The sequence below is a fragment of the Myxococcus sp. AB056 genome (assembly GCF_006547365.1).
In the GTDB taxonomy this organism is placed as follows: Bacteria; Myxococcota; Myxococcia; order Myxococcales; family Myxococcaceae; genus Myxococcus; species Myxococcus virescens.
Window position 1 is genome coordinate 1 of the sequence record NZ_VHLB01000139.1, and the last position, 15,796, is coordinate 15,796.

Here is a 15,796-nt window from a genome sequence, read left to right on the forward strand (position 1 = left end):
GATTTGGGGGAGGGCGGGAGGAACGCGCACCGTGGCGCGCTGCCGAGCGCCTTCCAGGGTCCGGTGGACGAGGTCCAGCCGGTCCAGGCGCTGGAACAGCGATGGCCCCTGCGCGAACCAGTCCAGCGGGGCGTCTCGCAGGAGCTGGATGAGGGCCCAGAGTTCTGGAGGCGCGGCGCGTGTCTCCGCGAGCGCCGCGGGCAGCTCCGACTCGTAGATGCCGGTGTCCAATGCGCGGACGGGCGTGGCGCGGTCCAGGACCTGTTCTCTCGGCCGGTGGTAGACGAGGAAGCGAACATGCTCGCGCAGCACCTGGGTGCGTCGTTCGTTGATGCGTTGCAGCCGGGTCTGCTCCTCGGCCAGGAGCGCGCGAGCCACCATGACGTCCTGGCGGGACTCGGAGACTTCCGTGCCAATCACTGTCAGGCGCTCGCCTCCTCGTACCTCATGGGCCCGGAGCACGCTCACCAGGCGCCCACCTTCCTCCAGGGCCTCCCGGTATTGCATGACACGGTCCTCAAGGTTCCGCAGCACGGCCAGCACGTCTTCGAGCTGAGCCACGGACATGGAGAAGTAGGTGGCCTCTTCCGCCCGCGTGGGCACCTTGGGCGCCACGTATCCGGTGAACACCTGGTTCCAATCCTCCGCAGTCAGGGCACGCAGCTCGCTCAACGGAATGTCGATGCGCGGCTCCGGGGTGGGGATGGGCGGTGGCTGTCCGTCCACCGGAGGCACACGTGACCGTCGCCACGGGGGGACCTTCACGTTGGGGACCTGCACGGCCTCGAGGTTGAACTCCATGCCGGAGAGCAGCGTGAACAGCTTCCCGAGCACCTCCCGCTTGATGGCCATCGCCGAGTGAAGCGTGCCGATGACGGGCGACACCTTGAGGAGCCGGTCCCGGAGGTTGGTTTGATCCAGGTAGCGGACCGTGGACCAGCTCACCTTGCGCTTCGCGTTCAGGACCCCGATGAACTTCTCCACATCCGTCAACGTGGCGACGCGCGTCTCGGCCTGCGCGACGTCCGTCAGTACGGGAGACGCCGTCATCACGGCGGAGGTGGTGCTACCCAGCATGAGCTGCCGGACGCGATGGATTTCCGACTGGACCTGAAGGAAGGCCGCGTCCACGGCCTCATCGACTCGTTGGATCCGGTTGGACAGGTCGCGCATCAGCCCACGCAGGCCCAGGGTTCGCTGGGTGGTGTGGAGGGGCGAGCGCACCGGCCGATGCCACAGGAGGTTCTCACGCGCCCTGACAATCACATCCAGTTGGTCGCCGCGGCGGATGGCCGCGGGCGCGGAGCGCGCCACCTCGGTGCCGAGCGTCTTCCAGGGCGTCCAGGTGGTGCCATCGAACCGGGCGTACCGGATGCGTCCGTTGACCGCTCGGGACAGGACATCCAGCACGCCCTTGCCTTGCGCGGACAGCGCGGCGGTGAGCGAATGGCCGCCGCCCAGGTCCTTCCACTCGCTCCACACCAAACCGTTGAAGCGCCGGTGCAGCAGCGAGCTGCCCGTGAGCGCGACCAGATCCACGGTGCCGTCATCCGGTGAGGCGCAGGCCTTGAGCCAGCGGACCTCCCGTCCCAGCGAGTGGTTCGTCCAGACCACCGCGGTCTGCGTGGGGTCTGGGGAGACGGTGACCTGCTGGATGTTGCGCTGGGCGTCCAGGAGGAAGGCCATGAGCTGGCCCCGTGACACCACCGCCGAGATGGGCTCGCCCTTGAACGCGAGCGGCGTCTCAAAGGGCTTCGGCCGGATGACGCGTGAGGCGGTGACGGTCATCCACCAGAGTGAGAGGACCTGCCCTCGGAGGGCCTGGTAGAAGACGTCCGTGCGTCCCTCGGAGGGAGACACCGCGGCGGCGTCTCCCATGACGTCGCTCGCCAGCATGCGAGGGCTGCTCCAGGGCTGATTGCTGACCCGGGTGTCCAGGTAGGTGTTGTGCAGGTTGCCCTGGTCGTCCCGGAAGTAGACGTCCAGCCGCCCGCGCGGCCACATCGCCGCGACGGGCACCGAGCGTGACCTGACCCTGCCCTGGAGCACGGGCGTCACCTTGCTCCACGCCCGGCCATCGAAGGTCCGGTAGCCCAGCGTCCAGAACGGTCCCCGGAACAACACATGCGCCCGGTCCTCGGTGGAGATGACCACGGGCGCGGAGGTGAGCTGTCCTGCGAACTCCAACCGGGGCGTCGGGTCTCCCTGGGGCCGAGGCAGCAAATCGGAGCGCGCATCGACGGCCAATCCCCAGGACGGCTCGAAGTGGTTCTGGAGGTAGGCCTCGGCCGAGGGCACCGTCTCACCCGACGTTCCGTAGTCCTCTTCGGTGGGGTTCGTCGGGTCGGCGGCGGGGATGTAGCGCGCCTCGTCCGGGTCGGCTTCCGGATCCACCAGGGGGTAGTGCTTGCCGGTGGCGCCGTACAGGTTGTCCTTGAGGGTGCTCATCCGCGCGCGCACGACGATGCGCCGCTTCAGCCATCCGCCCAGGCGCTGAAGTCCTTCTTCGATGGCGGCGAGGAAGGCGGGGTCCAGCGGTGCGTCATGCAGCAGCCCCGGCTCATAGACGGCGCCAGGCACGGGGACGAGGATGCGAACGCGCTCCTCTCGGGTGATGTCCAGCGGCTCCAGGGCCGCGCTGGCCATCGCCACCGTGTCGAGCTGCTCCAGTGGAATGGGGACCGCCTCCAGCTCGAACCGGTCAGGGAAGAAGCGCCGCGTCCAGGCGCGGTAGTCCACGGCGTCCGGAGGCAGCACGCCCACGGGCGGCAGGCGGCGGAAGTAGAGGATGGCCTTGTCCTGGGCGAGCCGCTCCGGGGGAAGCTCCGCCAGGTGGTCGTTGAATTGGAGGATGCGCGCCTGCCAGAGCACGGGCGAGCCGCGGGACTTCAGCAACGGCGTGCGCGCGCGTGGCAATCCACCCGCCCGCGCCACTGCATGCCGGTCGACGAACAACGCCTCCGGACCGTCCGGCCCCTGCTCGAAGCCCAACAGTCCAATCGGAACGCCCGCGTGCTCCCAGGGGGCGAGCAGTCCACCCCGGCGACGGCGTTCCCGCTCGAAGAGGCTGTACACCAGCCGGCTGCGCCAGCGCAGGGAGTAGTCCTGCGGCATGTCCCAGCCCTCGGGCCAGCCCCAGAGCACCAGCGCCGCGCCCTCCGTGCGCACCGCGTCCTCGAATGCATGGGACTCCGGTTCCACCTCGCAGGCGTCCGTCTGCGAAGCCGGTGGCGTCAGCACGGACGTGGTGGGGACCAGCACCAGCACCGCGGCTTTGGGAAATGCCAGCGGGTCCACGGGGGGCTCCTCGTTGGCGAGTACCTCCAGGGAGAACGTGGAAGGGTCCCAGTCGCCAGGGAAGAGGGGAATCTTTCCCAGCGGGGCGCGGAGCTGCCGGCGGACGATGACGTCTTCGCCTGTCACGGCGATGCCGCTGCCGGGCCTGACATGAATGAAGGTCTGCGTGGCCACCCGCTCCAGATGAACCTCCAGCCCGGCGACGATGCCCGGCGTGAGGTGCTGGCCCAGGAGCGCGAGCCTCCCCGCGCGATGTTCCTGTTCCAGCGCGAGCGCGTCCGCCGACACGGCGCGTCCCGTGAAGAAGTGGGCCCTCCTCCGCCACTCGGCGTCCACGCCGAAGGGCGCCATGCGTGGCTCCACGCGGAGCACATGCTCGTTGGCCAGCGGATCCGCAATCGGCTTGGTAATCATCTCTCAGCTCCGCAGCGCCAGGAACGCTTCGTCGAGCGACACACCTTCATCCAGCAGCTTCTTCAGCTCCGTCACGAACGTGGCGTAGGCCGCGGCGGTGAGCGTCATCACGTAGGCCCCGATGTCGGGCATCCGGTAGGACGCGGCCAGGGTGGCCAGCGGCACGTTCAGGAGGCTGGGTTCCGCCTCGAGCCTCGCCAGGCCCTGTTTGACGGTGGCGGGGAAGCGGTTGAGCGCGGCCATGTACTCCTTGTGCTGGAGGCGCTCCAGCCGCAGCGTGGCGGAGGCCATGCCCGCGAACTGCCACCGCGTGGTTCCGTGCGCGAGAGTGTTGAGCAGGGGAACGAGCTGGCCGATGGCCATGGCGGTGCCGCGCTGGGGCAGGGCGGAGAACTCGTCATAGAGCTCCGCCTGCCGGAGCTTCTTCACCAGCTCCTCGAAGTGCTGCTCGCCGTCATGGTCCTCCGGCTCGGGCAGCGGCTGGCCCGCCGCGGAGTGGTGGTGCGGCAGGCTGCGCCGGCAGGCGTACCAGAGGGTCCGCGAGCCGGAGAGCAGCTCGCTCCACGCCGCGTCCACCAGGTCTGTCACGGGCGCTTCTGGCACGGGCTGGACCTGCCAGCGACGCGTGAGGTCCAGCAGGGCATGCGCGGGCAGTCGCCGCGCCACCTGTCCCACCGCCGCGGCCCGCAGTTTGAGCGGTGCGGCGCGCAGCACCTCGCGGAGGCCCTCCAGCCGCTGCGCCATGCCATGGCGCGCCACGGGCACCATCACCAGGACGGACACCGACTCCAGGGTCTCGCCCGTCTGCGTGAGGTCGATGGGGGGCAGTTGCATGGACTCGTCGAGGATGGCGCCGAGCTCGTCCTCGGCTACCACCGTCAGCTCGACGTCCACTTCGGGCGGAAAGTAGAACTCCGTGAGGCTGCCCGCCTCGATGGCCGCCGCGGGCAGGGTCCCCGCTGCGGGCAGCGTGAAGAAGTGCTCGCTCGCGAGGAACCGCTCGCTCTGCCCCGCCGCGCGGCGCGCCTGGAGCACCTCCTTCAGGTGCTGCTGATATTGAAGCGCGTGGGCTTCACGCAGCTCGCGTGGTGCCACGCCGAAGCCCACCACGCTGCGCTGTTCGGCGCCCACCTCCCGTCGCACCAGGAAGGTGTCCAGCCAGCGGAGGGTGCCTCGGTCCAGTGCCAGCATCGCCAGCGGCAGCGCGTCCACGGGGAGGTTCCGCATCCCCGCTCCGGCGAAGACTTCATGGGCCGCGCGGCTGCGGCGCGTCTCGAAGGTGCCGCCGCCCACCGGGTCTGGGTAGGGGATGAGCGTCAGCGCCACCGCCTCGATGATGTCGCCGTCCTGCGTGGTCCGCGCGGCGCCCATCGACGTGGGGTACGACGCCACCGGGTTCGCCGTGTACTCCACGGGGCGCAGCACCAGCACGTACAACCCAGAGCGGCTCCGCGCCAGCTCGCGCGGCACGGGGGCGAGTCCGAAGGCCGCGTCCAGCCGTTGAATCTCCGGGATGTCGTCAAGGCGGATGCCCGTCAAGTCACGAGGCACGACCACCAATTCGCCGCCGGGCGTCAGCCCATGGCCCAGGCGGACGGTGAGCGTCGTGCGGTCCTGGCTGGGCGTGACGGTCAGCCCGTGCATCACCCCGGTGCCATTGGCGCGTGAGAGGTCGGCCTGCCGCGTGAGGAAGTAGTTCTGCTCCCGCGTGAGGTCCTTCGCGGTGAGGAAGCGCCCGTCGAAGAAGAAGGAGCGCACGCGCCGGTCGTCGTGCACCATTGCCCGGGCGGTCTCCAGCGCTTGTGCCGTCTCCCAGGTGAGCTTCTCCCGGGCGGGTCCACTGGTTGGGTTGAACACGGTTATCCCCCTTCGAGAGAGTCGGGCCTAGAAGACGCCCATCCACCGGGCGAGCGCGGCGGTCGAGAGGCTGAAGGGCCTCAGGTCATTGTCGACGTAGACAGTCCCCTGCCGCGTGGGCCGCACCTCCGTGCCGCGCACGTCCTCAACGCCTGTTGCTCCGATGACGACGCGGGCGAGGAAGACCCACGCGGGATCCCGCATCTTCAGGTCGGGCTGGGTCGGGTCCGTCAGCAGCGAGGCCGGGATGAAGGTGTCGCTCCACAGCTTCGCCAGCTCTTGTTCACGGCTGCCTCGCCAGGCGTTGAAGATGGCCTGCCGCAGCTTGATGCGCCGCTGCACCGGGTCTGGCTCGTCCACGGGGTCCGGGAAGGGGCTCTTGGGGACCTCCGGAGGGGGATACGCCGTGGAGCGCGGCACCAGTCGCAGCTCGTAGCCGTCGCGAATGCGCGAAGCGACCACGGCGTCCATCGCGTCGAAGGGCCCCGCCGCGAAGGCAGGCGTCTTGCCTCGCTCGCACTGGAGGAAGCGCAGGAAGAGGTCCGCCACCACCCCCGTGGGCGGAAATCCCGCGGCATCGGGGCTCAGCCGGTACTCGGCGGGCGTGAAGACGCCGAAGTCGGCCATCTCCAGTGGCTCCTGCCAGTACCAGCGGTCCAGCTTGAGACACGCGTCCGTGGGCACTTCCACCAACCGGCCGAAGGGGTCCAACGCGAGCCCAGCGGACACCCGGAGCTCCTCATGCTCCGGCTCGGTGCCCTCGTGGTGACTCACCTTGAGCCCGGCCACCGTCCCGACGCCGTGGAGGTACGCCAGGGCCCGGGTGAGCCGGCCTCGGTGATAGGTCTGCTCGGCGGTGAAGTCTCCCGCGTCCAGGAGCACGCCGGTGTCGTAGTGGAGCCGGTCTCGCGTCTCCGCGTCGAGCAAGGCGTCATTCGGGGGCGACATGGTCATCAACCTCCTTCCAATCTGGGGTCCAGGCTCGACGGGCGTTCAATGACGTCCGCGAGCCCCAGCACGCTGTGGCCCACTCGCACCGAGGTGGGGGCGGGGGCGGGTCCGACGTAGGTGTCCACGCCCACCAGCGACGCGACTCCGACGAGCAGCGGACGGCTCGCGGTGATGACGGAGACCTGCACGTGCGCGGGGGCCTCCTGCTCCGCCACCTTCCGGATGAGGCCCAGGGTCCGCGTGTCCGTGCCCTGGTGCACCAGCACCGTGAGCCGGTGTGCCAGCCGCTCCAGGAACTGCTCCACCGCCTCCGCCTCCGCGCGGCTCTGCAGCGTTTCGTCCCCGAAGACGGCCAGGAACTCCTTGCGCGTCTCATCCCCGAGGAAGAGCGTGTCGCCCACGTAGGAGTTCCCGCTCCGGGCCAGGCCCGGCAGCAACGGGTCCTCCGTGTCCGCGAGGTCCGCGCCGAGGATGGTCGCCAGCGTGCGCCGAAGCCGGAAGTCCTCCACCACCACCACGGCGCCTCGGTTCACCGCGCCGTCGGTGACGAGGTCCAGCGCCAGGCGCAGGCCCTCGACGCAGCCGCGCCGCCGGGCGAGCGCGGGCGCGGACCGGAGCATCGCGCGCCGCTGGCTCTCGCCCACCACGGGGTCGAAGGAGAGACCTACCCAGCTCGCGAGCCACTCCAGCGAATCACCAGGCACGTGCCCCGGGTCGGTGAGCACGTGCGCATGGGCGATGCGGTCCTCGATGGGCGTCAGCACGCCCTCGACGATGCCGAGGAAACGCTCCAGGAAGTCCGCGGGAGTCGCCCGGCCGGCGGCGTCCGCGTCCTCGCCGAAGAGCTCCTCGCGATAGAGGGACGGCAGGTAGTTGTCCACGTAGGAGAAGCGCGATGCATACGCGCGCAGCGCTCCCACCTCGGGCGTCCGGCGTCCGTCGCCGAACAGCTCCACCCGCACCCACAGGTACCGTCCGGAGAGCGCACGCACCTTCGCGTGGGCGCGCTGGATGAGGACGGTGAACAGGCCACTCTCGCCCGGGGCCGGCGGCGCGGGCAGCATCCCCGGTTGGAACGGCACCTCCGACGGCAGCGGTACCCAGCTCCCGTGCGGGACGTCTGGATGAACAGGGGCTTCCGGGATGAGGCCCAGGCGATGCTCGTGCCAGTGCGGCGAGGCGCTCGGCGGAGCCAGGGGCTCATCGGTGGCGGCAAGCCAGACGCGCACCCCGGTGCGTGGGGGCAGCAGCGCCTCCACGTACAGGCGGTGCCACACCGTGCGCCCGTCACCCGAGTCGAAGGGCCGGTTCGGCGGGTTGGCGGCGCGGCCCCGCTCGGCGCACCGGGGCAGCGACAGGGCTTGAAGCGGCACGGGCGCCATGTCGGCCAGCCCTGGGGTGACGGCGTGGTGCGGAGGCTGCGCCCCCTGGAGAAAGGGCCCCCCGTCATGGCCGGGCAGGGGAAAGTAGTCTCCTTGGGGAATCGCCTCTGACGCACCGGCCGGGAGCGCGTAGGCCACCGCCTCCACCTTGCCGTCGTCGAGCAGCGACAGCACCGCGGCGCGGCCGTCCGGAAGGATGGCGAGGCTGAAGGGTCGCAGCACGCCCGGGAGCGCGACGGGCGTGGAGAAGCGGCCCGTGTAGAAGCGCAGCCGCGCGTGCGCAGCGTCTGGGGGCACACCCGCGAGCGCTGGGTCCATGACCCAGCTCAGCACCGCCAGCCGTCCCTCGGTGTCACAGGCGAGCGCCACCGGCACTTCGCCAGGCCACGCGAGCGTCTCCAGCACCCGGGTCCGAGGCGGGTCCGGGTTCTCTTCCATCGGGCGGAACAAACCAGCGCCGGAGGGAATGGACAGGACGTCCGGAAGCGGCTGCCCGTCCACCCGGCCGAGCACGGCGGGAGGCGCGTTGGGCGTGAAGGACGGCGGACCGCTCAGGACATAGGCGCCACCCCGCGGGTCCGCGGCGATGCGGTGCGCGGCGATGCCTTCGGCTGGGAACACCACAGCGGACCACACCTTGCGCAGGTGGAGCGCTACCACGCGCTGGGCCACCGCGAGGTAGAGGATGCCGCCAGCTCCAGGCGAGAGGTCCGTCACCGCGCTGGACAGCCCCACCTGCGCGGGCTCGAACCGCAGGGTGGTGCCAGCGCCTCCGCCCGCCGCGCGCACCTGCCCGGCCACGTCGTCCCACCAGGCCCACGTGCCGAAGGCGTCCACCGCGCCCGGTACGCGAGCGAGCCTGGGCTCCAGCACCGCGAGGTCGAGTGCTTCATCGAAGGTGCGGCTCTCGCCCAGGCTTCCCAGCCGGAGCGTCCTGCGCTTCGCGTCGTAGAGACACACCTCGCCCGCGGAGACCGAGCTCTCCGTGACCCAGTCCGGCGCGTCCGCCAGCATGTAGAACCGGAGGCGGTTGGCGTCCATCAGCAGACCTCGGGGACCATGGGCACCGCCACGCCCGCCTGCGAGGAGTCCATGCCGCCGCTTCCCTCATCGCCGATGCCGTGGAGCATCGTCGGCACCTCTCCGTCGGCATTCACCGCCACCTTGAGCAGCTCCGGGAGCTGCCAGTCCGCGATGGACAGCTCCACCGGCGTCGTCGCGGTGCTGCCCTTGAGCTGGAGCCAGCTCGGGTTGACCGGGCCCTCGGCCTGCCGGACGGACGGAGCAGGGGGCTCCACCGTGAAGCGCGCCACGTCGGCCGAGGCTCCGGCGCGGCGAGGGTCTCTCAGCACGCGCGTCACCGTTCCCCAGGCGAAGAGGCTCACCCCAGCGATGCTGGCCACCCCGGGGACCTGCGCCACCGCGACATAGAGCTCCCGGTCCTGGACGTCCCGGCCCAGCGGCCAGCCCTCTCCGGTGGGGCCTCCCGCCGGCAGCGGGAAGATGAAGCGGCGCACGGCCTGCCGCACCGCCTGCACCACCGTCTCCCTGCCAAAGCCCTCGCGCACGGTGATACCCACGCCGAGCCCCAGTGGGACGTACTCGCAGCCAATCACGTAGAGCTCGGTGGTGAGCGGCCGGCGCGCATCCAGGTAGGCATGGACGGCTTCCAGCAGCGGCCGGTCCGCCCGCGGGTAGGGCGGCTCCAGCCGCGTGGCCGTGGGCAACACCATGACAGAGACGACACCGGGGACACCGTCTCGCCGCCGCCTTGGCTCGAAGCGGGGCAGCACCTCCACGCGCCCCAACTGCACGCCGGGGGTGCTTGCCGCGAGCCGCCGATAGTCCTCCTCCGTCACGGCCCGGTCTACGTGGCGCAGCAGCGCGGGGATGCGGCGCTCGGCCTCCGCCAGTGTCTCCGCGTCACGGCCACCCAGCGTGGGCTCCGGCTGTTGCACCCGCAGCCCCGGCGCGGGGCTTCCATCGACCCGGAAGGCGCTGATGTCCTTCAAGCTGCCAGGCGGGAGGTTTCCCGCGGCGCCGCCGCCGCTGCGCATCCGGGCCACCAGCACCTGGGCACCCGCGGGAGGCACGCGTCCGCGCACGCCGTCTCCACAGCGGGCGGCGCCCGCCTCGGAGTCCAGGGCGTAGACGGGCTCGTCGCGGCGGGCCAGCGCGAGGTCTTCGATGAGCCGCCACTCGCGGTAGCCCGCCCCTGGCTCTTCGATGAAGAGCTGGAACGTTGCACGCTCCACGGAGCCGGAGGGCAGGCGAAACTCCTGCTCCGCGTTGCCGTCGCTCTGTCCAATCAGGCGTCCGCCGGTCGTCTCGCGCTGGTCCACTTCGACCGCGTTGATGTCCACCCAGCCCAGCGCGAAGCGCTCCGGCTTTCCGCTGGGACGCAGGCGCAGCCAGGTCACCAATCGCGCCGCTACCCTCGGGTCATCCAGGCGGGGCGGCCGGTCGCCCAGGCCGGCGCGCGCGTCCGCCCTCACGTCATTGACCGGCGCTCCCAGGTCAGATGGCAGCAGCAGCCGTACGACGCCCCGGCGCGACAGCTCCTGCGTCGAGTCCGCTACGACGGTGAGCCGGTGGTACACCGGCAACCCGTCCGCGGCGGGCGTGCCCGTCACCTCCCAGACGTGTGGCAGCCGGCCGCGCGCCCCGAACAGCTCGGACAGGGCGGGGACCTCCATGACGGGGGAGACACCCACGCTCAGGACGCGAGGCCCCTGTCCGTTCCCTTTCGTCAGGTCCTCACGGAGGGCCACCACGTGTTCCGCCTTGGGGGCGAGCAGCGCGAGCCACAGGCTTCCGTCCACCGTCTCCGTCACCAGGTCCAGCCCGCGCGGGTCAGCGGCGCCGAGGGGGAACACGGGCGTCGTCGCGTAGAAGCCATGCTGGGCCTTGGGGTCCAGGCCGTAGACCTGCGCGAGCCGGGGCAACATCGACGCGTGCTGCTGACGCTCCGTCTCCGTGAGCGGACGCTTTCGGTAGGCCTCGGCGGTGAGGTGCACCACGGTCAGCTCATCCAGCGTTTCGAAGGGCACGGGATTGGGCAGCGAGGCGAAGGCCCGCAGCGACACGGAAGGCTGGAGCTCCTCGGTGTCGAAGTGCACGCTCACCACGCCGGTGGCGGCCTCGGCAGGGCGCAGGCTCGCGCCCAGCAGCTGAAGGAAGGCCAGTCGCTGGCGCTCGGGGATGAGGTTGGCGCGGTAGAGGATGGAGTCCGCCAGCCAGGCGAAGAGCTCCAGCAGGGTGCGCCCCGGGTCGCCCACGCGGGCATGGGTCCACTCCGGGGTATGGCCCGGGATGCGGGAGAGCAGCTCCTCGACGAGGTCCGGGAAGCTCCTGTCGTCGAGTCGGGGAGGAATGATGGGCATCTAGCCTCCGAGGTCCATGGCGAGCCCGAGCTGCTGCACGTCACCCGTGCGGCGCAGGCGGTAGACGATTTCCACGCGGACCTGGGCGGGCAGGTCCGCCAGCTCCAGCACGTCCACGCGGATGAGTTCCAGGCGCGGCTCCCACTCGGTGAGCGCGCGCTGCACCAGCTCCTGGATGCGCCGGCGGGTGGACACGGTGTTGGGCTGCCCCATCATCCGTTCCAGCCCGGCGCCGAAGCCCTGTCGCATGAGCTGCTCGCCGGGGCGCGTGCGGAGGATGACCTCGATGGACTGACGCACGCTGGCTTCCAGTGAAGGAAACGCCAGCTCGCCGCGTTCGTCCGGCACGAGCCGCAGCGGAAAGCCCACGGGAGGGCGCCTGTCGGGAGGCTTCGGGCTCATGGCGCGGTCAGTCCTCGAACCGCTCGCGCAGCGAGGCGGGAATGGGGATGCAGATCTTGATGAGGGCAATCCAGAAGAAGACGATGTTCAGCAGCGACAGGAAGAGGTTGAGGACGATGAAGGCGCAGAGGGTGATGATGGGAATGTTGAACCCACAGAGCCACCCGATGCCCTGACCCGCGGGGGTACTGGCTGAGCCTTCGAGGAAGTCCTTCGGCGAGTTCTTGTTCAGCAGCTCGTTCATCCCCGGCGGCACCTGGAAGGTGACGTTGGGCTTGAAGGCGCTCAGGTCCTTGAGCGACGGAAGGGGGATGAGGACGGGCGGCCGTTTTCCGCGCTCGTGCCAGGCGGCGATGGTGAAGGGCGCGCTCTCCTCGCTCCAGACGATGGCGGGTGGGCAGCCATCCTCGCGGTGGACCCGGACGAAGGCCCTGGCCACGTAGCGCGAGCCACGCCGCTCGAAGCGCCGCTCAGGCGGGATGAGGTCCCGCATCCTTGGCGCGGTGGCGGCCTTCGCCGCCTGGAGGACCTGGGCCGCCTCCGAGGCATTGGGATGTGTCCACGAACGAGGCAACACCACCGTGCCCGTCTTCCCCTGGACGAGGACGTCCGCCAGCCCGGCGAGCGCCGTGCCCGCGGGCCGCTTCTGGCCATTGCCATAGTCGAGCTGCACCCGGTTCATCGCCGTCATGAGCGCGGGCACTTGGAAGGCGTCGAACACCGCGACCAGTCCACGCAGGAAGTCGATGAACAGGGCGAGCTTGTCGTGCTTCGCCTGCGGCAATCTGCGCTGGGCCACGTCCTGGTAGGTGACCGACAGGCCTTCGAGCCCTGTCCAGTCCACCGTCTTTCCCGCGGCGAAGTAGGGGGACAGCAAGCTCCGCACCTGCGCGTCATCGAACGCGGGCGCTGTGCTGGATGCGCCCTCCGGTGCTTCACCGCTCGCCACCTGGAGGAGCCCGTACAGCACGGTGCGCTTCGCCGCGGCGCACGCGTCGGGCGGCGCGATGAAGAGCGATGTCACGGTCTCCTGGTCCCGGCTGGTGGCCCGCATGAGGCGCAGCAGCTCGCGCCGAACGTCCGCGGGACCGGGACCCGCGGGCCCTTCGCGCCGCCCAGGGTCGGGGTCGCGCTCCTGTTCCTCGCCGTCGAGCGTGACCCAGCCGGCGACCTTGCCGTCCCGCCGCACCCAGGCCTCGCGCGTATTGCCCACGCCCACACGTCGGATGACGAGCCCCGCGCTGTCGATGCGGGTCGCCTCGACCCGAGGCTCACCGAACACGTCGCAGCAGGCCTCCAGCAAGGCCACGTTGAACACCCCGTGAACGGGCTGGAGCAGCTTGAGCCCCTGGGGGTTGAGCGTCCCATCGGAGATGAGGGTGCCCGCCAGCGCCTTGCGGCCTTCCTCGGACCTGAGCTCTCCGAAGATGGCTTGAACGAACTCCTGGTCCTGCCGCTCGATGAACGCGGGGGCGCCGCGCTGGGCCGCCAGCGGGGCGCCAGTGGCTCCGTCGAAAACGAGCCCGCGCAGCTTGACGGGGTGGCTCACCATACGTTGCCCGCCCCTGGCGTGTACGTCACGCCCATCACCGAGTTGGTCTGCAGCGTGTCGCACTTCACGACGCCCGAGAAGGACGACATCGCCGCGTTGACCGTGACCTGACCGGCGCTCACCTCCACCTGACTGGCGGTGACGGACACCGTGGTCGCGGCCCGGACGGTGACGCCCTGCTGGGCGAGCGTGACGGTGTTGCCCGCTGCCTCCAGCGTGAGCTCGCCTCTGTTGGCCTGCTTCAGCGTGGCGCTTACGCCACCGGGGACTTCCAGGGTGATTTGCGCAGTGCCCTCGCTCGCTTCGACGATGGCGATGCGGCTGCCATTCCGGGCCTTGATGACGTAGCGGTCCACGCGATTTCCACCGGGCGTCTCCGGCGGACGGGCGCGCCCGTTCCACAGGCCCCCCACGACCAGCGGCTGGCGCGGGTCTCCTCCGGCGAAGACCACGGCCACCTCGTCATCCTTGTCCGGGAGGAAGAGCGCGCCCCAGCCACTGCCGGAGAACGGAACGGCGACCCGCGCCCACAAGGCCACGTCCGCATCGGCCAGGCCCTCGGGCGCGGTGAGCAGGCGGACCTTGACGCGCGCCAGGTGGTCGGGGTCCTCCACGGACACGACCTTCGCCAGATAGGTGCCGAGCATGGCGCCCAGCAGGCGGTGCTCCTGCGCGTGTGCGGTGTCGGTCATGGCTCTCCCAGGAAGGCGCACTCGGCCTCGAAGTCCGTCTCGTAGCCGTGGAGGGTGTCGTAGCGGTGGCTGGCACGGACCACGTAGTAGGTGTTGTCGAAGCGAGCGCTCATGCCGCGGAGCCTCACGTGGGTCCCCACGCGGAGCGCGGGGGTGCCCTCCGCGGTGGCGTCGATGCGGACGAAGCGCCGGGCGCGCGCATCGAAGGCGGCCCTGGCGATGGCGGTGGCCTCGTCGCTGGTGGACACGGGCAGCGAGCCGAGGTGCTCTGTCCGAGGGCCCAGCGTCTGCTGGAGCAGCTCCGCGCCGGTACGCCCCGCGCCCGGGCCGGGACGCGAGCCGGAGCTCTGGCCGGAGACCCTGGCGCCCTGGATGGCGTTCCACCCGGTGCAAGTGACCTGGGTGGCCTGATGCGCCAGGTCCGCCGTGACGCGCACCCGGCGAAGCTCCGAGTAGAGGGTCAGCTCCAGGGTGCCCCGGCGCACCGCGCTCCGTGCGGAGACGTGGAGCTCGTCACCCGTCACCTGCAGGTCCGCATCCCGTGTGGCCAGCAATCGTCGCACGAAGGCCAGGTCGCTTTCGTTCCACTGGACCTGGAGGCCCAGGGACTCGCGAAGGCCAGTGATGATGGGCGTCAGGCCCAGGTCCCGAGCGAGCTTCTCCGCCAGCTTGGCCAGCTTGAGGTCGCTGTGGACGTGCGTGCGCCGCGCGAGCCTTGCTTTCTGCAGCGCGTCCTCTGCGAGCACGACGAACTCCGGCGCGGAGTCGTGCGAGAACACGGCTTCGATTCCGGTGATGACGCCGCGAAAAATCTCCTGAGGGGCGCTCTCGGGACCGGTGTAGATGCCGATGGGTGCCCCGAGCCTGAGCAGTTGCTCGTCCTCGAAGACCTGCTCGGCCACGGTGTCGGCGTAGCGCGCGACTGCCTCGAAGCGCAGCTCGAGCGAGCACAGGCCGCCTTCGGCTTCCTCTAGTCGCATGCTGCTGACCAGACCAGTGACGCGTGCGTCGGCCTTGCCGAAGATGCGCACCGTGGGGCGGTGATGTTCTGGCTGTGACGTGGCGTCAGTCATGGAGAACGGGGAGTGGACTCAGTCTGCGAGGAGCCGGGCCTTGCGTTGCGTGATGAGCCGGATGGCGCGGGCAATCGATGTCGGATCCACGGGAGGCGGCGTGAGCGCTGGCTCCGCGGCCGGGCGTTGGCTCGCGTCTGGCGTGGAACCCGAGACGACGGACCCCTGGACCTCGTCGAAGACGATGGACATGGCTCAATCTCCCTCGAAGCGGAGGCGGCCCCGGGGGGGCAGGGTCGCGCCGAAGCGGGGCCTGGTGACCCGGGCGCGTCCTCCGAGCTCGAAGAGGCCGTCTCCGGTTGTTTCGTAGGTGTAGGTGTCCACGTGCCCGGTGGAGCGCACGGTCTCCAGTCGGACGGAGGTGCGTGGAGGGCTGCCACGCAGTCCCGCGAATGCGCCTGCTGTGGCGGAGAGGCCCGCGGAGGCCCGCGCGCCAGACCAGGCATTCGCGCTCCAGCCCGAGCCGGATGCCCCCGTGGTCGCGGGGAAGTTGGCTCCCGCGGAGAAGGAAGCGCCCGCGGAGAAGATGGGGCTCGATGCGGACGCACCCACGCCGAATGAGGCTGAGCCTCCCGCGACTGCCCCCGCGGTGAAGGTGGCGCTGCCTCCGAACGAGGCGCCGGCTGAAAAGGCGCCACCGGCGGAAACGCCCGCACCCGCTGAGAAGGCTCCGCCGGCCGAGAACCCACCACCCGCTGAGATGCCACCGGCGGCCGAGAATCCACCGCCAGCGGCGAACACGCCGCTCGCTCCGAACCCACCGCCAACGCCGAGCCCCGCCCCCGCGCTGAAC

At 70.6% G+C, this 15,796-nt stretch carries 10 protein-coding genes and 1 pseudogene; 1 reads left to right on the forward strand and 10 read right to left on the reverse strand.

The window, feature by feature from the left end; genetic code table 11:
• The 10 genes from FMP39_RS34930 to FMP39_RS37635 all read right to left on the reverse strand — a co-directional run.
• The coding region (locus tag FMP39_RS34930) for a hypothetical protein (RefSeq protein WP_141594320.1) at positions 1–3,711 on the reverse strand (3,711 nt) is incomplete at its 3' end.
• A 3-nt stretch (positions 3,712–3,714) separates the two neighbouring features.
• Positions 3,715–5,568, reverse strand: coding sequence for a hypothetical protein (locus FMP39_RS34935; RefSeq protein WP_141594321.1), 1,854 nt, complete (start codon positions 5,566–5,568; stop codon positions 3,715–3,717).
• A gap of 27 nt (positions 5,569–5,595) precedes the next feature.
• Entirely contained in the window at positions 5,596–6,516 is a 921-nt protein-coding gene (locus FMP39_RS34940) for a hypothetical protein (RefSeq protein ID WP_228558597.1), read from the reverse strand.
• A 5-nt stretch (positions 6,517–6,521) separates the two neighbouring features.
• On the reverse strand, positions 6,522–8,942 hold the full coding sequence (locus FMP39_RS34945; protein WP_141594323.1) for a phage tail protein: 2,421 nt from the start codon (positions 8,940–8,942) through the stop codon (positions 6,522–6,524).
• A complete protein-coding gene (locus FMP39_RS34950) occupies positions 8,942–11,284 on the reverse strand; it encodes a putative baseplate assembly protein (protein WP_141594324.1) in 2,343 nt (780 codons plus the stop codon). The genes FMP39_RS34945 and FMP39_RS34950 overlap by 1 nt, the downstream gene beginning before the upstream one ends.
• Positions 11,285–11,686: a GPW/gp25 family protein gene (locus FMP39_RS34955; RefSeq protein ID WP_141594325.1), complete on the reverse strand. Its 402-nt coding sequence runs from the start codon at positions 11,684–11,686 to the stop codon at positions 11,285–11,287.
• 7 nt (positions 11,687–11,693) lie between these two features.
• Positions 11,694–13,238 carry a hypothetical protein gene (locus tag FMP39_RS34960; protein WP_228558598.1) on the reverse strand — a complete coding sequence of 515 codons (1,545 nt, stop codon included), beginning with the start codon at positions 13,236–13,238 and terminating at the stop codon, positions 11,694–11,696.
• Positions 13,232–13,930 carry a phage baseplate assembly protein V gene (locus FMP39_RS34965; protein WP_141594327.1) on the reverse strand — a complete coding sequence of 233 codons (699 nt, stop codon included), beginning with the start codon at positions 13,928–13,930 and terminating at the stop codon, positions 13,232–13,234. The genes FMP39_RS34960 and FMP39_RS34965 overlap by 7 nt, the downstream gene beginning before the upstream one ends.
• A complete protein-coding gene (locus FMP39_RS34970) occupies positions 13,927–15,003 on the reverse strand; it encodes a phage late control D family protein (protein WP_141594328.1) in 1,077 nt (358 codons plus the stop codon). Before FMP39_RS34970 ends, FMP39_RS34965 begins: the two co-directional genes overlap by 4 nt.
• Before the next feature lie 18 nt (positions 15,004–15,021).
• Positions 15,022–15,195, reverse strand: coding sequence for a hypothetical protein (locus FMP39_RS37635; protein ID WP_011554495.1), 174 nt, complete (start codon positions 15,193–15,195; stop codon positions 15,022–15,024).
• Positions 15,196–15,406: 211 nt separating this feature from the next.
• Here FMP39_RS37635 and FMP39_RS38340 point away from each other — a divergent pair.
• A pseudogene (locus FMP39_RS38340) lies at positions 15,407–15,796 on the forward strand (hypothetical protein); the annotation flags it as partial.

Coding starts and splice junctions, on each gene's coding strand:
- FMP39_RS34970 (WP_141594328.1), bottom strand. CDS start 15,003: ATGACTGACGCCACGTCACAGCCAGAACATCACCGCCCCACGGTGCGC.
- FMP39_RS34950 (WP_141594324.1), bottom strand. CDS start 11,284: ATGCCCATCATTCCTCCCCGACTCGACGACAGGAGCTTCCCGGACCTC.
- FMP39_RS34960 (WP_228558598.1), bottom strand. CDS start 13,238: ATGGTGAGCCACCCCGTCAAGCTGCGCGGGCTCGTTTTCGACGGAGCC.
- FMP39_RS34955 (WP_141594325.1), bottom strand. CDS start 11,686: ATGAGCCCGAAGCCTCCCGACAGGCGCCCTCCCGTGGGCTTTCCGCTG.
- FMP39_RS34965 (WP_141594327.1), bottom strand. CDS start 13,930: ATGACCGACACCGCACACGCGCAGGAGCACCGCCTGCTGGGCGCCATG.
- FMP39_RS34945 (WP_141594323.1), bottom strand. CDS start 8,942: ATGGACGCCAACCGCCTCCGGTTCTACATGCTGGCGGACGCGCCGGAC.
- FMP39_RS37635 (WP_011554495.1), bottom strand. CDS start 15,195: ATGTCCATCGTCTTCGACGAGGTCCAGGGGTCCGTCGTCTCGGGTTCC.
- FMP39_RS34940 (WP_228558597.1), bottom strand. CDS start 6,516: ATGTCGCCCCCGAATGACGCCTTGCTCGACGCGGAGACGCGAGACCGG.